The sequence below is a fragment of the Bacteroides gallinarum DSM 18171 = JCM 13658 genome, assembly GCF_000374365.1.
GTDB classification, from domain to species: domain Bacteria; phylum Bacteroidota; class Bacteroidia; order Bacteroidales; family Bacteroidaceae; genus Bacteroides; species Bacteroides gallinarum.
Genome location: NZ_KB894148.1, coordinates 25349 through 42907, shown reverse-complemented (window position 1 = coordinate 42907; position 17559 = coordinate 25349). Strand labels below are relative to the sequence as shown.

The window sequence follows — 17559 nt, the reverse complement described above, 5'->3', positions numbered from 1 at the left end:
AGACGGAAATCCTGTGGATTTTCTTTGGAATACATACGGCAAATGCCGTACTGATGATAGACAAGATCAGGAACAGGACGGTGAAAGCGGCATGATATGATTTTACAGGCAGAGGCAGAAGATGTCTTCAGACTTCTTCCCGAGCGTCATGTCTTGTAGGGTAAGATTGTGTGAGAAATTACAGGAATAGGACTATAAAAATGGCATATGAAGTGAGTATGCTCTATCATCTTCATATGCCATCTTGATTTTTAGGGACATTTACTGAATATCCCTAAATATGTGGACGGTCCCGATTACGGCGGTACTTTCCAGATGAATCCGGGAAAAGTGTACCTGACGGATGCCGAATACCGGGAACTGATAGAGGCAGTGAAGAAAGAACTTTAAAGATTAGTGATTATAGATTTATGATTTGGCTGCGCGCCGCCATGCCGCGTGGGCAAATCATAAATCTTTTCATATCATATCTTATTCAGTATCTTATCCATTACCCAGTTCGTCAGTGTGGCGCTTTCGCCGTCGCAGCTACAAACCGATTTGCCGAGCAAGTGGTCTACGACCGCCTGGATAAGCGGCTGCTGGACATAAACGGGGTTCTCGACAGGGATTTCTTCCCTCCCTCTCTCAGTGTGCAACGCTATGGGGTCGTAAGTGAATACGGAGAAACATATCATACCTTTATCCCCGATAATCTCGATGCGGTCTTCCCGGGCGGATTCATGGGCTACGAAACACCACGAACCGCTGCCTACCAGTCCGCTGTCAAACTGGAAACAAGCGCTGAGAGTATCTTCCGCCTGGTATAATCCGCCGCGGTTGCTCTTATATCCGTTGGCTTCGAGGATATAGCCGAATATGTCTTGCAGAATATCTATCTGGTGCGGCGCCAAGTCGTAAAAATAGCCGCCGCCGGCAATATCGGGCTGTACTCGCCACGGCAGGTTCTCCTTGTTGTAATCCAGGTCGCGGGGAGGCTGGGCAAAACGGATTTGTATGTTGATGATATTCCCGATAGCACCTTCTTCCACCAATGACTTTACTTTCAGGAAATAGGGAAGGTAACGGCGGTAATAAGCCACGAAACAAGGTACACCGGTTTCTTGGGAAATACGGTTGATGCGGCAGCACTCCTCGTAAGTAACCGCCATGGGCTTCTCTATATACACGGGCTTGCCCGCTTTCATGGACATTATGGCATATGTGGCATGCGAGGAGGGCGGGGTAGCGATATATACGGCATTCACCTCGTCGTCATTAATCAACTCCTGGGCATCGTCGTACCACTTGGCTATACCTCTTTCCTTGGCATAAGCCTGGGCTTTGGAACCGTCCCGGCTCATTACGGCCACTACCTCGGAATGCTCTATTTTCTGAAAGGCGGGGCCGCTTTTGTATTTGGTTACTTCTCCGCAGCCGATAAATCCCCATTTTATTATTTTCTCGCTCATACTTATATATTATTCTTCTTCAAAGTCGAAATCGAAATCAAAGTCGTCCATGAATTCCGGCGCGGTAAAGTCCTCCAGCTCACGGCGGTCTTTCTTGGTGGGACGTCCCGTCCCTTTGGCACGGTTGATAAAACCGCTGATTTTACTCATTTCCAATAATTCGTACTGGTCGGGAGTGGTTACGTTTTCCATGACCTCGGGAACGAGCTTGGCGCCTACACGCTTTTCGATAGGCTGCAATACTTTGAAAGAATAGGTTACCGGAGGTTTGCGCACCTGTATCACATCCCCCGGTTTTACCGTCCGGGCAGCCTTTGCCAATGCACCGTTGATACTGATACGGCCTTTCTTGCAGGCCTCGGCAGCAATTGTACGCGTCTTGAATATACGTACAGCCCACATCCATTTGTCTATTCTCGCTTCACTCATCTCTTATTAAACTGATTCATTGTAATGTCGATACCGGCAAGGCAGAAACTTTTAACGATTTCGCCGGCAGTCTCCAGACGCTCGTCCATGGTTTTCCAGTCTTCGGCCGTAAAATGCCCCAATACGAAATCCACTTGCCCGCCGCGGGGAAAATTGTTGCCGATGCCGAAACGCAGGCGGGCATAGTTCTGCATACCTAATGTAGCCGCAATATGTTTCAGGCCGTTGTGCCCGGCATCGCTTCCTTTACCCTTCAACCGCAAGGTTCCGAAAGGCAGTGCCAGGTCGTCTACTACTATCAGCACATTTTCTAATGGAATGTTTTCTTTCTGCATCCAGTAGCGTACGGCATTTCCGCTCGAGTTCATAAAGGTGGAGGGTTTCAGCAACACCATTTGCCGTCCTTTGACCGACAGCGTAGCGGTGAAACCGTAACGCCCGTCGCGAAAAGTAGCTCCGGCAGCTTTTGCCAAGGCATCCACCACCATGAAACCTATGTTATGGCGGGTTTCGTGATATTCGGGACCGATATTGCCTAAACCGACAATTAAATATTTCATTACTCTATACGTTTACTTTAGTGCTCACTCGGATAAAAGGAGGAACGCGGATTATCGCAGTTGGTACGCGGATATGAAATCTGCGTCGCCTGCGTTAATCCGCGTTCCGGAATATCTTGCCTTCTTGTAAAAGAAGCGCCGATTAGTTGTTTGCAGCAGCTGCCGCAGCACCTCTTGCCGCACGGGTCAGCTTAACGGCACATACAACGGCTTCTTTGGCATTCAGCAGTTCCAGGCCTTCATAGCTCAGTTCGCCTACTTTCACTGTCTTACCCAATCCCAGGTGAGATACGTTGATAACCAGCTTTTCGGGAATAGCGTTGTACAAAGCTCTGACTTTCAGCTTACGCATTTGCAGGGTCAGCTTACCACCGGCTTTCACACCTTCTGCCAGGCCTTCCATTTGTACGGGAACTTCCATAACGATAGGCTTGGCTTCGTCAATCTGATAGAAGTCAACGTGCAGAATGGTATCCTTTACCGGGTGGAATTGGATATCTTTCAAGATAGCATTTACTTTCTTGCCGTCGATAATCAGGTCTACCACATAGATGTTCGGAGTATAAACCAGGTTGCGCAAACCCTCTACCGGTACGGTGAAATGTACGTTTTCGCCTGCTCCGTAGAGTACGCAGGGTACACCGTTGTTTTTACGAATAGCTTTCAAAGCTCTTGCCTGTTCCGAAGAACGTTCTGCAATGGTTCTTGCAGTTCCTTTTACTTCAATTGATTTCATTTCTTGAATTTTTTGTGTTACTCTAAATTAAGTAGATTATTGCTTAATTCACCATCACACGATGTGGTTCACCACACGATGTTGCAAAAAAGCGGTGCAAAAGTACGGCTTCTTTTTGAATTATCAAAAGGTTGCCCTTTAAAAATCGATATCTATTTTTATTTCTCCCTCGAGCGGAGACTCTTTTTCTTCCTGTTCCGCTGCCGCCGGCTGTTCGTTGCCGGGCAATTCCTCGTTGTCGCTGCGGCGCGTGTAGCAGCCCTGCTGCTCCTGGATAAAGCCAATAGCTTGTTGCAGGCCGTTCATGAACTTCTCGAAATCCTCCTTGTACAAAAAGATTTTATGCTTCTCGAAACTCACTTGCGAGTCGTCCCCTTCGCCCATTACCACTTTTTTACTTTCGGTAATGGCGAGAAACATTTCATCCTTTCTGTTCTTCTTAACGTCTAAATAGTAGATACGCTTACCTGCTTTAATGGATTGGGAGAATACAATCTCTTTGTCATTCGCGTCCAGTCCGCTTTTCTTCTTAAACTCTTCCATATTTTAGCTATCTTGTTGTAATCGGGCTCAAAATTGACGATTTTTTTTAAACTGTCAAAAGAAAAAGCCCGGATAATGATTATCTGCATTAAAAAATGTGATTTATTTATGTAAACTCATTAAAAATATCTACTTTTGCCCCTCGTTAAAACACCAGTATTTACTTTAGTTATGATAAACAGAGTTCTTATTCGTCTTAAGATTATACAGATTGTATACGCTTATTACCAGAATGGCAGTAAAAATCTAGATGCTGCGGAAAAAGAGTTGTTCTTTAGCCTTTCCAAAGCGTACGACCTCTATAATTACCTGCTCATGCTGATGATAGCATTGACGAACTACGCACAAAAGCGTCTTGATGCGGCAAAAGCAAAATTGGCTCCCACAGCCGAGGAATTGTATCCGAACACGAAATTCGTGGAAAACAAATTCATCTCCCAATTGGAAGTAAACAAACAGCTAATGGATTTCATCTCCAACCAAAAACGCACCTGGGCTAATGACGAGGACTTTGTCAAGGGGCTGTTCGAGAAGATAACGGCTTCCGATATATATAAGGAATATATGGCCGCTTCGGAGAGCACCTATGAGGAAGACCGCGAATTGTGGCGCAAACTTTATAAGACGTTTGTTTTCAATAACGAAGAACTCGATGCGTTGCTCGAAGACCAAAGCCTTTACTGGAATGATGACAAGGAAATCGTCGATACGTTCGTATTGAAAACGATTAAGCGTTTCGAGGAGAAGAATGGTGCCAGTCAGCCTCTGTTGCCCGAATTCAAGGACGACGAAGACCAGGAGTTCGCCCGCCGTCTGTTCCGCCGTACTATCCTGAATTGCGATTATTACCGCCACCTTATCAGCGAAAATACGCGTAACTGGGATTTAGACCGGGTTGCTTTCATGGATGTAGTCATTATGCAGTGCGCACTGGCAGAAATTTTGAGTTTCCCGAACATTCCGGTCAGCGTTTCGTTAAATGAGTATGTAGACATTGCCAAGGTGTACAGTACTGCAAAGAGCGGTAGCTTTGTCAATGGAACATTGGACGGAATAGTTAAGGAATTAAAAAAAGAAGGGAAGTTGTCGAAAAACTGATACCTTTGTTGAATAATAAAAACTAAAACGGAATATTTATGAATTTAATGACTGTATTCTTACTGCAGGCTTCTGCAGCAGGTCCGGACGGAAGCATGATGTGGATTTTACTGATAGCCATGTTTGTTATCATGTATTTCTTTATGATTCGTCCACAAAATAAAAAGCAAAAAGAAATTGCGAATTTTCGTAAATCCCTTCAAGTAAACCAGAAGGTTATTACTGCCGGTGGCATTCATGGAGTCATCAAGGAAATTAACGATAATGATGTAGTACTCGAAATCGCTTCCAACGTTAAAATCCACATTGACAAGAATTCTATTTTTGCCGCAGCTGCCGATGCTAACAGCAGCCAGGCTTCTAAATAAATAGATGTGAGCCTATGTTCGAGCGTAGGAACATAAAACGTATTTATTTAAATGCAACCAGGAAAACAAAGGACTTCCTGCTCAGCGATAAGAGCAGGGAGTTCTTTGTTTTTTTGTTTTTCTTCCTTGTTGCCGGCGGTTTCTGGCTGTTGCAAACGCTGAACAACGATTATGAGGCGGAATTCTCTATCCCGGTGCGTTTGCGCGGCGTGCCCAATAATACGGTGATTACCTCGGAACCCGCTTCGGAGCTGCATATCAAGGTGAAGGATAAAGGGACTGTGCTGCTCAATTATATGCTGGGAAAAAGTTTCTACCCGGTTACGCTCGATTTTTCCGATTATAAGGGTAAGGGTAACCATGTGCGCGTTTATGCTTCCCAGTTCGAGAAAAAAGTGCTCGGCCAGTTGAATGTTTCCACGCATCTGCTCTCTATGAAGCCGGATACGTTGGAATATATTTATGCTACGGGGGCGTCTAAGCTGGTTCCTGTAAGATTATCAGGAACAGTCGGTGCCGGTCGCCAGTACTATCTGTCGGATACGGTCTTTACCCCGGATTCGGTTTTGGCATATGCTCCGGCGGGAGTGCTGGATACGATAACCGCTGCCTATACGCAGCAAGTCAAGCAGGAAAATATCTCCGATACGCTGAGGCGGCAGGTATCGTTGCTCACCCCAAAAGGAGTGAAGTTCGTGCCGGCTTCCGTCGGGATGATGCTTCCGGTAGATATTTATACGGAAAAAACGGTGGAAGTGCCGTTGCAGGGCGTCGGTTTCCCGGCAGGGAAGGTGCTGCGTGCTTTTCCGTCTAAGGTTCAGGTAACTTTCCAGGTAGGGCTTAGCCGTTTCCGCCAGGTAAATGCAGACGATTTTCATATCGATATTTCCTATGAGGAATTATTGCGGCTGGGGTCGGACAAGTACACGGTAAAGTTGAAGAACCTCCCGGAAGGCGTGAGCCAGGTGCGTTTTAATCCCGAGCAAGTCGATTTTCTCATAGAACAAATCTCTCCTTCGTATGACCGTTAAGATAGGTATAACCGGTGGCATCGGCAGCGGGAAAAGCGTTGTGTCGCGACTGCTCGGGGCAATGGGAATTCCTGTCTACATATCCGATACGGAAACCAAGCGCCTTATGGCGACCGACCTTTGCATCCGCCGCGAGCTGGTTGCTTTGCTGGGCGAGGAGGTATATGCCGGTGGAGCATTGAACAAACCCCTGCTTGCCTCTTATCTTTTCGGCAATCCTGAACATGCCCGGCAAGTCAACGCGATTATTCATCCGCGTGTGAAAGAAGATTTCAGGCAATGGACCCGGCGGCATGCAGCCTGTTCAATGGCAGGCATCGAGTCCGCCATTCTGATAGAAGCCGGTTTTGCCGGCGAGGTAGATGTGGTGGTTATGGTATATGCTCCCGAAGAAGTGCGGATACGGCGCGCCATGAAACGGGACGCCTCCTCGCGCGAACAGATAGAAAAGCGCATCCGCAGCCAGATGAGCGATGAAGAAAAGCGCCGGCAGGCGGATTTTGTGATAGTGAATGATGATGAAACACCGTTAATTCCGCAGGTTTTAGCTTTAATCACTTTCCTGTCTCAAAATAATACCTATCTTTGCCCACCGAAAAAATAACTACTAATTACAAAAACAGAATATACTATGTTGAAGACTATTTTGTCTATTTCCGGTAAGCCGGGATTGTATAAACTCATTTCCCAGGGAAAGAATATGTTGATTGTAGAATCGCTTGTCGATAAAAAGCGTTTCCCTGCCTACGGCAATGAAAAGATTATCTCTTTGGGCGATATCGCCATGTACACGGACGAAGGAGAAGTTCCCTTGAAAGACGTGCTCCTTTCGATGAAGAAAAAGGAGAATGGCGCCGCTGTGACATTGGATGTGAAAAAAGCCCCTGCAAAAGAACTTCAAGCTTATTTGGCGGAAGTGCTGCCGACTTTCGACCGCGACCGCGTATATGTATCGGATATCAAGAAACTGATTTCCTGGTATAACCTGCTGGTAGCAAGCGGTATGACCGACTTCGAAGATACTGCCGCCGAAGAAACGAAAGAAGAAGCGGAAGAAGGAAAAGCGGAATAATAGTTTCCAGAGGACGACAAATAGAGGAGGGGGAAGGTTCGAAACGGAGTATGCCTTTTAACTTTAAATTGTTGATTATCAATGACCGCTTTCGTATAGAATCATTGATACCCCTTGTAAACCTGCATAGGTGAAGTTAATAACATACTGAGCCCGGATACGAAGATATGCAAATAAAAGTATATCTATCTTCTTGAAAACAATATTTTCATTAAAAATACCGGGGCTTTATATAGACAAAGAAAGAGGACGCATGTCGGTTACCATATCACCGCACATGCCTCCTCTTTTTTATATATCGATTATCATTGATTTGTAACGGTTGGCAATGCCCGCAATAGATTATCTTCTTACCTGTAACCTTCCTTTACATATTATCGGGGTAACTTAAGGTAACGACTGAGGCAGCCTAAGGTAACGGGTGAGGCTACCTGAAGTAACGAGTGAGGCTACCTAAGTCGTTACCCTTCCTTTTTAGCCAGCTATCCCCCTCCATACCTTCCCTGAAGGCTGTGTGTGCCACTTCTGAGAGGCAGCCGGGCGACCTCGCTTTGACATCCATGGGTCGTATTGATTTAGAATTGTCCATTTGATATTTCCGGTTTCTTACTTGCCCGTCTTAAAATTCGGGTATGTAAGTATATCGGACATAAACAAAAGAGGGATGCGGGCGTTTTCAGAATTACTGCTATTTTTGCAAAAGGAATAATGTATGAAATAGATTTTTCAATTTCCGGTAACAGTTAACCAATAAGATAATGAACGAGACATCAAAAGAAAGAATAGAGGCCTTGCTTGCGAAACAGCGGGCATTTTTTGCGACACATCAAACGAAAGATATCGCATTCCGTATCGGACAGTTGAAACGCTTCCGGGCAGCCGTGTCGAAGTATGAGCAGCGCATTGCCGAGGCGTTATGGTTCGATTTGCACAAGTCGTCCGAAGAGGCTTACCTAACGGAAACCAGCATGGTACTGGGTGAAATCAATAATCATATCCGCCACTTGAAACGCTGGAGCAAGGGGCGGCGTGTGCCTTCTCCCATGTTCCTCTTTCCTTCCAGGAGCAGGATATTGTACGAACCTTTGGGTGTGGCGCTTATTATCGCTCCATGGAACTACCCGTTCCAACTGTTGATGAACCCGTTGGTGGGAGCCATTTCCGCCGGATGCTGTGCGGTTCTGAAATCGTCGCCCAACACGCCTCATATCGCACAGGTTATGGATGAACTGGTAAGGGAAACCTTTCCTGAGCATTATGTGTGCATGACGCACGGGCATCGGGAAGTGAACCGGCATTTGCTTGAACAGCGCTTCGATTTCATATTCTTTACGGGCAGCCCGTCGTTCGGGAAGGTGGTGATGACTGCCGCCGCCCGGAATCTTACGCCCGTGGTTTTGGAATTGGGAGGGAAAAGCCCTTGTATCGTAGACAAGGATGCCAATCTGGAAATAGCGGCGCGGCGTATCATGTGGGGGAAAACCGTTAACGCCGGACAAACTTGTATCGCCCCCGATTATCTGTTCGTGCATGAAGATGTGAAAGAGCGGCTTTTCGGGCAGATAAGACTGGTATTGAAGCGTTTCTTCGGCGAGAACCCGCAGCACAGCCCGTATTTTCCCCGTATCGTGAACCGGCAGGCCGTGGAAAGGTTGAAATCGCTTATGCAGGCGGGGACGGTGGTGATAGGCGGCGAGGTGGATGACGGGGAACGGTATATAGCGCCGACCGTGATTGACGGTGTGACCCCCGACGACCCTATCATGCAGGAAGAGATATTCGGCCCGTTGTTGCCGGTTATGACTTTCAGGAAAATGGACGAGGTGCTGGCTTATGTCAACGGGCACGAGAAACCGCTGGCTTTTTATTATTTCGGAAAAAGCAAGCGGGCGGCGGAAATCTTGCGTCGCTCTACTTCCGGAGGCGCCTGCATAAACGATACCCTGATGCATGTCTCCAACCATAATTTGCCTTTCGGCGGGGTCGGCAACAGCGGCATGGGCAAGTACCACGGGCGGTACAGCTTTCTGGCTTTCAGCAATGAACGGTCTGTGCTCACGACACCTGTATGGCCGGACTTGCCGGTGAAATATGCGCCTTTCAAATACTTCGGAATGGTAAAGCGGCTCTTGGGGTAAGTCCGGCCGTGCAATGGGAGAAGGCGGTTTCCAGACAGGCATGTCCGTATAAGGCAGGCATTTATTTCAGCCCGGCAACCGGCTTTCGGTAGGATTCGGCAGCTAAGGTTGCTTTTTGAATTCTTGTTTTTCAGATTCTTTCCAGAATTAGGGCGTATGTTTGTACCGGAACATTAAAATGAGTAACGAATATGAGGAAGTTTTTATCATTTTGGACGCTTCTGGTAAGCGGAATGCTTTTCTTCGTGTCATGCGACAACGACGACAACAATCCTGACGGCGGCTTCAACGGAAACGTACCGCAGGAAGTACTGGCGGCTTTTGAGAAAGAATATGGAGACGAGCCGGCTACCTGGGAAGTGAAAGGGGACTATCTGGTGGCAAACCTTACCCGGAGCGGGGAAACAGTGTGGTATGCCCGGGACGGTTATTGCGGGATGAAAGAAACCGATGTCCGGTTTGAACAACTTCCGCAACCGGTGCAGGAGGCTTTCAATGCAAGCGCTTATAATGACTGGCATGTGGACGATGTAGACAAGCTGACCCGCACGGGCAGCGAGACGCTTTACGTGATTGAAGCGGAAAAGGGAGAGCAGGAGGCAGACCTTTATTATACGGAAGACGGCATTCTGGTGCATGGGTTCCTGGATGCGGAGGACGGAGATTACCACGACTATTTCCCGCAGATACCTTCCGGCGATATCGAGAGGTGGGTAAAGGAAAACCTGGGAGCGGAAGCGCGTATAGTGGATTTCGACCGTGAAGACGGACGCATCGAAGTGGAAGTGATTGCAGACGGGTTGAAGCACGAGGTGCTGTTTTCGGATGCTTCGCAATGGCTCCAGACCACCACGGAGTACGAACACCGGACGCTGAAACTGGTTCCGGAACAGGTTACCGGTGCGGCAAAGGCGGAACATCCGGATGCGGTGGTGGAAGAGGTGAAAATGTTCAAGACCGCTTCGGCTACTTATTACTGCGTGGAAATGGAAGGCAGGGGTGACCGCGACTACAAGGTATTTGTCGAAGCGGAAACGTATCAGGTTATCCAGCGTCCCTCTTTGCCGGAGGATAATATCCAGGGAGGTGTTTCGGTAGGCAGCGATTATGAAAAGTTCATCCATGAGAAATATGCCGGGGCGGTTATCACCGGACGCGACGACGACGACGGGCTGGTCGAGATAGAAATCATGCACGACAAGGTGAAGAAGGAGGTGAGTTTCCGCCGTGGCGAGTGGGTGTGCACCGAATGGGAAGCTCCGCTGCCGGACGACATCGCAGCTTTAATCCGTCAGGCAGGTTATGAGCCGGATACCCACGAATGGGCGGACGTGATTGAAACGGAAAAGGGAATTGCCTACGAAGCGGAGGCCTGGAAAGGCGGAGGCGAGTATGAGGTATATGTGGATGAAACAGGAAAGGTCACTGCACGGCGTGATTGAATTGTGATAACCAAGACCTGCTGCCAGAACGGGTCTTGGTTATTACAAATAAATATATTATCTGTGCATGATTATAGGATATTGTTTACCTGTTGCTTGTATGCTATTTTCAAGTTAACATCATACAACACAAGGAGTTAACTAAGTATGAGTAACTTAGTTAACTCCTTGTCATCTGTTTGGTTAACTTCCTGCAATTACGAAGTTAACCCGATAATCCCCTTTCTTTTAGTTGCTGAATACCAGCCCGTCTTTGGTGGTATCGGCATCTACCGTAATCGGTTTGCTGCGGTCTACTTCTTGTGCCAATAGCTTCTTGGACAGGTCGTTCAGCAAATAGTGCTGGATAGCACGCTTTACCGGACGGGCGCCGAATTCGGGGTCGTATCCCGCACCGGCAAGGAAGTTTATGGCGGCATCGGTCAATACCAGTTCCACTCCGTTTCCAGAAAGCATCTTCTGCACGCTCTTAATCTGGAGCACGACAATCTGTTTGATTTCCTTTTCGGTCAACGGCAGGAACATGATTGTTTCGTCGATACGGTTCAGGAACTCCGGACGAATCGTCTTTTTCAGCATATTCATTACTTCTTTCTTGGTTTCCTCCACAATCTCCGCTTTGTTGGAAGCGTTCAGCTTTTCCATTTGGTTTTGAATGTAGCCGCTGCCCATATTGGAAGTCATGATGATAATGGTGTTCTTGAAGTTTACGGTACGTCCTTTATTGTCTGTCAAACGTCCGTCGTCCAGTACTTGCAGCAGGATGTTGAATACATCCGGATGCGCTTTCTCGATTTCGTCGAACAGTACGACAGAGTAGGGTTTCCGGCGTACGGCTTCCGTCAACTGGCCGCCTTCATCATAACCCACGTATCCCGGAGGCGCTCCGACCAGGCGGGAGACGCTGTGCTTCTCCTGGTACTCGCTCATGTCGATACGCGTCATCATCGTTTCGTCGTCGAACAGGAATTCGGCGAGCGCCTTGGCAAGTTCCGTCTTACCTACACCGGTAGTACCGAGGAACAGGAACGAACCGATAGGCCGCTTCGGGTCTTGCAATCCTGCACGGCTGCGGCGTACGGCGTCGGCTACGGCTTCAATGGCTTCGTCCTGGCCGATAACACGTTGGTGCAACTCGTCCTCCAGGTGCAGCAGCTTGTCCTTTTCGCTTTGCAGCATCTTGCTTACCGGTATGCCTGTCCAGCGGGAAACTACATCGGCGATGTCCTCGGCATCGACTTCCTCTTTAATCATTGCCGTGTCGCCCTGCATTTCGTGCAGTTTCTGCTGCGTTTCTTCAATTTCCCGGTTCAACGCCTGTAGTTTGCCGTAACGTATTTCGGCCACTTTGCCGTAATCGCCCTCGCGTTCCGCTTTGTCGGCTTCGAACTTCAGGTTTTCTATTTCGACTTTGTTCTGCTGAATCTTGTTGACCAGCGTCTTTTCGCTTTGCCATTTTGCCTTGTACGACTTTTCCTGCTCTTTGAGCTCAGCAAGTTCCTTACCGATTTGCTCCAGCTTGGGACGGTCGTTTTCGCGCTTGATAGCTTCGCGCTCAATCTCCAACTGCTTGATTTTACGTGAAATCTCATCCAGCTCTTCCGGTACGGAATCTACCTCCATACGCAGTTTGGCGGCAGCCTCGTCCATGAGGTCGATAGCCTTGTCCGGCAGGAAACGGTCGGTGATGTATCGGTTGCTCAGCTCTACGGCGGCAATGATAGCATCGTCCTTAATCCGTACGTGGTGGTGGTTTTCGTAGCGCTCCTTCAAGCCGCGGAGAATGGAAATGGTGCTCAGCGTATCCGGTTCGTTCACCATGACGATTTGGAAACGGCGTTCCAGCGCCTTGTCTTTCTCGAAATATTTCTGATACTCGTCGAGGGTGGTGGCGCCGATGCTTCTCAGCTCACCACGTGCCAGTGCCGGTTTCAGGATGTTGGCGGCATCCATGGCGCCTTCGCCCTTGCCGGCGCCTACCAGCGTGTGGATTTCGTCGATAAACAGGATGATGTCTCCTTCCGACTTCTTCACTTCGTTGATAACGGCTTTCAGGCGTTCCTCGAACTCGCCTTTGTATTTGGCTCCCGCAACCAGTGCGCCCATATCCAGCGAGTAGACCTGTTTGTTTTTCAGGTTCTCGGGTACGTCGCCCCGTAATATACGGTGGGCAAGGCCTTCTACAATCGCTGTTTTACCGGTTCCCGGCTCGCCTATCAGTATAGGGTTGTTCTTGGTACGGCGGCTCAGGATTTGCAGTACCCGGCGGATTTCTTCGTCGCGCCCTATCACGGGGTCTAACTTGCCGCTTCGGGCTGCTTCGTTCAGGTTGATTGCATACTTCTCCAATGACTGGTAGGTGTCCTCGCTGGATTGCGAAGTCACCTTTTCGCCTTTTCTCAGCTCGTTGATTGCATTACGCAACTCTTTTTCCGTCATTCCGGCATCCTTGAGGATAGTGGAAGCGGTACTTTTCACGTTCAGGATACCCAGCAGGAGCGGTTCCAGCGAAACGAACTCGTCTCCCATTTCCTTGGAGTACTGGATAGCTTTCTGGAAAACCTCGTTAGTCTCGCGGCTCAGGTAGGGTTCTCCGCCCGAAACTTTCGGTAGCGAATCAATCTGCCTGTCGAGCACGAGTGCGATTTGCTGCCCGTTCATGCCTAACTTCTGGAAGATGAAGTTGGTTACATTCTCGCCCACCTTCATCACGCTCTGAAGCAAGTGCACGGGTTCGATAGCTTGTTGTCCCCGCGCTTGCGTCAGGTTCACGGCTTCCTGTACAGCCTCCTGCGCTTTGATAGTAAAGTTGTTAAAGTTCATATCTTGTTCTCCTTTCTTTTTTTATTAAATCCATAACGTTTCAAGGGGCGCAAAAGATTTGCCAATGGCAGGAATGAGACAAAATTTCAGTTAACGGAATAAAACGAATGTCAAAATGACTGATTTGTGACAAATAGCATTTATCTGCAAAACTTTTTGTACCTTTACTCCCTCAATAAAGGATGTGATTATGGAAAATGCCCAGATAAAACTTGCCGGAACGGTAATGGTGATAGATGCCGCTTACCTGAACTTCGTTATAAACGACTTGAAGAAGTATTTCGAACCGCTGTTGGGACGCTCGCTGCAAACGGTGGACTTGGCGCTCTTTACCATGTACCTGGCAATGGATGCCGGGATGAAGGAGGGCGATAACGATGTGCAGGTGCTCCTGGTATATGATGAGCACTCCGGAAAGCTGGAGCATTGCCTGCCGTCCGATTTGAAAAGCGAGTTGGACGGGGTGGCTTTCAAGGGGTCTTTGGGTGAATTCTGTTTTATGGCAGTGCCCTCGGAGGGTTTTGTGTCCCGTGGGGAGTTGTATATCGATTTGCTGCGGATAGTCCTGAACTCCGCCGAGGTGAAGAAGCTGCTCGTCGTACCTTTTAATGAAGAATACGGTGAGGAGGTCGAAGAAGTACTGAAGGAGTTTATGCCCGAAAACGACGGGCGGGAGGAAGATGCAAAGGATATCGTCTGTTTCCGTATGGACGAACCGCCCGTTCCGGTAGCTTGCCGCTGGGAGATGCTGGGGTATCCGCTGATGTCGGTGCTGGGCATCAGGAGTGAAGATTTGCAGAATGGTTGACCTTCCTTGATTCGATGTGCCATGAGTGATTTTCGTTTAAAGGTATTCCAGTCGGTTGCGGAGAACCTGAGCTTTACAAAAGCTTCGCAGGAGTTGTTTGTCAGCCAGCCTGCCATAACCAAGCATATACAAGAGTTGGAAGCCGCCTATCAAACACGTCTGTTCGACCGCCAGGGAAGCAGGATTTCGCTGACGGAATCAGGAAAACTGCTGTTGGAGCATTGCGAACGGATTCTGGAAGATTATAAACGGCTGGAATACGAAATGCACTTGCTGCACAATGAATATACCGGTGTCTTGAAGCTGGGAGCCAGCACTACCATTGCCCAATATGTATTGCCGCCTTTGCTTGCCAGCTTTATCGGGAAGTTTCCGCAAGTCAATCTGTCGTTGCTGAACGGCAATTCCAGGGAGATAGAAGATGCCTTGCAGGAACACCGCATCGACCTGGGGTTTGTAGAGGGAGTATTCCGTTTGCCCAATATCAAATATACTACTTTCCTGGAAGACGAGCTGGTGGCGGTGATTCGTACGGGCAGCAAGCTTGCCGTGGGCGAGGAGATTACTCCCGAAGAACTGCTGCACTTGCCGTTGGTGCTCCGCGAAAGGGGTTCGGGTACATTGGACGTTTTCGAACGTGCCTTGCAGCAGCATAATATAAAGTTATCTTCTTTGCAGGTCTTGATGTATCTGGGAAGTACCGAGAGTATCAAGCTGTTTCTGGAACATACGGATTGCCTGGGCATCGTTTCCGTCCGTTCCATTACGCACGAATTGTATTCAGGACAGTTGCGTGTAGTCGAAATCAAGGGGATGCCCATGTTGCGCGATTTCAGCTTCGCACAGCCGCAGGGACAGGAGAGCGGCCTGGCGCAAGTATTCATGCAGTTTGCCATACATCATAATAATAAGTTATAGCACATAAGCAGAAACGATTGGCGCGATTGGGAAAAGAAGCCTACCTTTGCGCCCGGAAACAATAGGGATTTGTTTTTTATTGCAGCTTGTACGAAATCTCGCTATGTATGATGTAATCCGTGCAAGTCTGTGTGTCCGGCAATGAATTTTTAATTTTAATAATAAAAACAAATAAAGTATGGCTTCAACTCGGGTATCGGCAAAGAGCATCAATATGCCTTTCTTGCAGAACAACAACAAAGTTATTTACGTATCGCTTCTCGTCATTCTCTCTTTTTTCTTATTTCTGGATTATATCCCGGGAATGCACGCTTACTCCGCATGGGTCACTCCTCCGGTGGCTTTGTTTCTCGGTTTGGCATTTGCCTTGCTGTGCGGGCAGGCGCATCCCAAGTTCAATAAAAAGACATCCAAATACTTGTTGCAGTACTCGGTGGTAGGTCTTGGGTTCGGTATGAATTTGCAGGCATCGCTCGCTTCCGGCAAGGAGGGTATGGAGTTTACGATTATCTCTGTGGTGGGGACTTTGCTTATCGGTTGGGTCATCGGCCGTAAGTTCCTGAAGGTAGACCGCGATACTTCTTATCTGATTAGTTCCGGTACGGCCATTTGCGGGGGTAGCGCCATTGCGGCGGTAGGTCCTGTGCTGAGGGCGAAAGACAGTGAGATGTCGGTGGCTTTGGGTACGATTTTTATCTTGAACGCAATAGCCTTGTTCATATTTCCTATAATCGGCCATGCGCTGAATATGAGCCAGCATGAATTCGGCACATGGGCTGCCATTGCTATCCACGATACCAGTTCGGTGGTGGGCGCAGGTGCGGCTTACGGTGAGGAAGCGTTGCAGGTTGCCACTACTATCAAGCTGACCCGTGCACTCTGGATTATCCCCTTGGCAATCGCCACTTCGTTTATTTTCAAGAGCAAAGGGCAGAAAATCAGCATTCCCTGGTTTATTTTCTTCTTTGTGCTGGCAATGATTGTCAATACCTACGTGTTGAACCTTTCCGAAACCGGTGCTTTAATAGGTGAGGGTATCAATAGCATTGCCCGCAAAACGTTAACGATAACCCTGTTCTTTATCGGGGCTTCCCTGTCGCGCGATGTTTTGAAAGCGGTGGGTATCAAGCCGCTCATACAAGGTATATTGCTGTGGGTAGCTATCAGTGTCAGTACGTTAGGCTATATCTATTGGTTCTGATATAAAGCCGCAGCAGTTCGGGGAGGGAGGACGGCATATCGCTCCTGTACCCTCCGGATTTCTTCATCAGTTGCATATACGAATACACATCTCGTTACCGCCGGGATGTGTATTTCTTTTATCCGCCCTGCCCAACGACGCCGAACTGAGGTCAACGGAACATAGGCGATAACTCCTTTCCGTTCCAAATCTTGTTTAGTGCTCAGTTCGGCGTGCGGACCAGTTAATACGGTAAACCACTTATGCGGTTTATCCAGGTGATTGATAATATATTGAAAAGTCATAGTTAGTTAGCTTGTGTTACTATAAAGTTGAACATATGGAAAAACTGCGGCCTGTTTCCGATAGTTACCGGGAGAACGATAGTGACGGATGTTTTCCTGCCTTTTTTAAGATGCTTCCTGCTGTATATTTTCTTGATTTCTGTCTCTGCAATTAGGTTGGACGCGGTGATTGTCCGGCTCAGTTCGCCGTCGTTTCTGATGATTTCCGTAGAGAGGGTATCGGCCGTAAAAGGGGATAGGCTTACGCCGGATGCCTTTCCGTTGACTATGAAGCCGGCCTTTTCCCAGTTTATCCATACATCCTCATCGGTATTGTTCCTGATAATGACTTCCCATGCACTGCTACTCGGGATAAAACGGTACAGCATGTTTTCCTTGGTGCATTCCAATTTCCCTTGATAATTTTCGTACGATTTGAATGAGATACGGCAACGCTCCTTGTCCGTATATTGTGCATGCGATAATGCCGGATAAAGGAGGAATAGTAAAATAATGAGATGATGTTCCCGTTTATATTTCCGGTAGTCGAAGTATGTCCATAGAATAATGGCCAATACGCAAATCGGAATTGCAATGAGAATATAGATTGTCAATGTCATAGCATTATATGTGTATTATCTTTATTTATGTAAATACGTGGCAAAAATATCATAATTT

18 protein-coding genes and 1 pseudogene are annotated in these 17559 nt (G+C 48.0%); 11 read left to right on the top strand and 8 right to left on the bottom strand.

What is annotated here, in order from left to right; genetic code table 11:
• Positions 1 to 258: 258 nt before the first annotated feature.
• Positions 259 to 390, top strand: a pseudogene (locus tag C233_RS0116230) (HIT family protein); the annotation flags it as partial.
• A 74-nt stretch (positions 391 to 464) separates the two neighbouring features.
• On the opposite strand, the gene C233_RS0116225 reads toward C233_RS0116230, so the two are convergent.
• The 5 genes from C233_RS0116225 to C233_RS0116205 all read right to left on the bottom strand — a co-directional run bounded on the left by C233_RS0116225 (position 465) and on the right by C233_RS0116205 (position 3719).
• A complete protein-coding gene (locus tag C233_RS0116225; protein ID WP_018668619.1) occupies positions 465 to 1451 on the bottom strand; it encodes a Gfo/Idh/MocA family protein in 987 nt (328 codons plus the stop codon).
• Positions 1452 to 1460: 9 nt separating this feature from the next.
• Complete coding sequence (locus C233_RS0116220) at positions 1461 to 1880, bottom strand: RNA-binding S4 domain-containing protein (RefSeq protein WP_018668618.1); 420 nt, start codon at positions 1878 to 1880, stop codon at positions 1461 to 1463.
• Positions 1877 to 2440 carry an aminoacyl-tRNA hydrolase gene (gene pth / locus C233_RS0116215; RefSeq protein ID WP_018668617.1) on the bottom strand — a complete coding sequence of 188 codons (564 nt, stop codon included), beginning with the start codon at positions 2438 to 2440 and terminating at the stop codon, positions 1877 to 1879. The genes C233_RS0116220 and pth overlap by 4 nt, the downstream gene beginning before the upstream one ends.
• Before the next feature lie 142 nt (positions 2441 to 2582).
• The gene (locus C233_RS0116210; RefSeq protein WP_018668616.1) at positions 2583 to 3176 is read right to left on the bottom strand and encodes a 50S ribosomal protein L25/general stress protein Ctc; all 594 of its coding nucleotides are present in this window, start codon (positions 3174 to 3176) and stop codon (positions 2583 to 2585) included.
• Positions 3177 to 3314: 138 nt separating this feature from the next.
• A complete protein-coding gene (locus C233_RS0116205; protein ID WP_018668615.1) occupies positions 3315 to 3719 on the bottom strand; it encodes a PUR family DNA/RNA-binding protein in 405 nt (134 codons plus the stop codon).
• Positions 3720 to 3890: 171 nt separating this feature from the next.
• On the opposite strand from C233_RS0116205, the gene nusB reads away from it, so the two are divergent.
• The 7 genes from nusB to C233_RS23270 all read left to right on the top strand — a co-directional run bounded on the left by nusB (position 3891) and on the right by C233_RS23270 (position 10868).
• The gene (nusB, locus tag C233_RS0116200) at positions 3891 to 4817 is read left to right on the top strand and encodes a transcription antitermination factor NusB (RefSeq protein WP_018668614.1); all 927 of its coding nucleotides are present in this window, start codon (positions 3891 to 3893) and stop codon (positions 4815 to 4817) included.
• A gap of 38 nt (positions 4818 to 4855) precedes the next feature.
• Positions 4856 to 5185, top strand: a complete 330-nt coding sequence (gene yajC, locus C233_RS0116195; protein ID WP_018668613.1) for a preprotein translocase subunit YajC — start codon at positions 4856 to 4858, stop codon at positions 5183 to 5185.
• Between the two features lie 14 nt (positions 5186 to 5199).
• Positions 5200 to 6216: a CdaR family protein gene (locus C233_RS0116190; RefSeq protein WP_018668612.1), complete on the top strand. Its 1017-nt coding sequence runs from the start codon at positions 5200 to 5202 to the stop codon at positions 6214 to 6216.
• Positions 6206 to 6820 carry a dephospho-CoA kinase gene (gene coaE, locus C233_RS0116185; protein WP_018668611.1) on the top strand — a complete coding sequence of 205 codons (615 nt, stop codon included), beginning with the start codon at positions 6206 to 6208 and terminating at the stop codon, positions 6818 to 6820. The genes C233_RS0116190 and coaE overlap by 11 nt, the downstream gene beginning before the upstream one ends.
• A gap of 27 nt (positions 6821 to 6847) precedes the next feature.
• A complete protein-coding gene (locus tag C233_RS0116180) occupies positions 6848 to 7288 on the top strand; it encodes a DUF5606 family protein (RefSeq protein WP_018668610.1) in 441 nt (146 codons plus the stop codon).
• A gap of 758 nt (positions 7289 to 8046) precedes the next feature.
• Positions 8047 to 9426 carry an aldehyde dehydrogenase gene (locus C233_RS0116175; RefSeq protein WP_018668608.1) on the top strand — a complete coding sequence of 460 codons (1380 nt, stop codon included), beginning with the start codon at positions 8047 to 8049 and terminating at the stop codon, positions 9424 to 9426.
• A 191-nt stretch (positions 9427 to 9617) separates the two neighbouring features.
• The gene (locus tag C233_RS23270; protein WP_018668607.1) at positions 9618 to 10868 is read left to right on the top strand and encodes a PepSY-like domain-containing protein; all 1251 of its coding nucleotides are present in this window, start codon (positions 9618 to 9620) and stop codon (positions 10866 to 10868) included.
• 228 nt (positions 10869 to 11096) lie between these two features.
• Here the strand turns inward: C233_RS23270 and clpB are convergent, their stop codons facing one another.
• Complete coding sequence (gene clpB / locus C233_RS0116165) at positions 11097 to 13691, bottom strand: ATP-dependent chaperone ClpB (RefSeq protein ID WP_018668606.1); 2595 nt, start codon at positions 13689 to 13691, stop codon at positions 11097 to 11099.
• A gap of 190 nt (positions 13692 to 13881) precedes the next feature.
• Here clpB and C233_RS0116160 point away from each other — a divergent pair, with 190 nt between their 5' ends.
• The 3 genes from C233_RS0116160 to C233_RS0116150 all read left to right on the top strand — a co-directional run bounded on the left by C233_RS0116160 (position 13882) and on the right by C233_RS0116150 (position 16618).
• Complete coding sequence (locus C233_RS0116160) at positions 13882 to 14499, top strand: DUF6621 family protein (protein WP_018668605.1); 618 nt, start codon at positions 13882 to 13884, stop codon at positions 14497 to 14499.
• Positions 14500 to 14520: 21 nt separating this feature from the next.
• On the top strand, positions 14521 to 15417 hold the full coding sequence (locus C233_RS0116155; protein WP_018668604.1) for a LysR family transcriptional regulator: 897 nt from the start codon (positions 14521 to 14523) through the stop codon (positions 15415 to 15417).
• Positions 15418 to 15595: 178 nt separating this feature from the next.
• Positions 15596 to 16618: a YeiH family protein gene (locus C233_RS0116150; RefSeq protein WP_018668603.1), complete on the top strand. Its 1023-nt coding sequence runs from the start codon at positions 15596 to 15598 to the stop codon at positions 16616 to 16618.
• Here C233_RS0116150 and C233_RS0116145 read toward each other — a convergent pair.
• Together C233_RS0116145 and C233_RS0116140 are read right to left on the bottom strand one after the other, a co-directional pair.
• Positions 16606 to 16902, bottom strand: a complete 297-nt coding sequence (locus C233_RS0116145) for a UpxY family transcription antiterminator (protein ID WP_025069002.1) — start codon at positions 16900 to 16902, stop codon at positions 16606 to 16608. The two genes, C233_RS0116150 and C233_RS0116145, sit on opposite strands and share 13 nt — an antisense overlap.
• Before the next feature lie 2 nt (positions 16903 to 16904).
• Positions 16905 to 17501, bottom strand: a complete 597-nt coding sequence (locus C233_RS0116140; RefSeq protein WP_018668602.1) for a hypothetical protein — start codon at positions 17499 to 17501, stop codon at positions 16905 to 16907.
• Positions 17502 to 17559 lie beyond the last annotated feature (58 nt).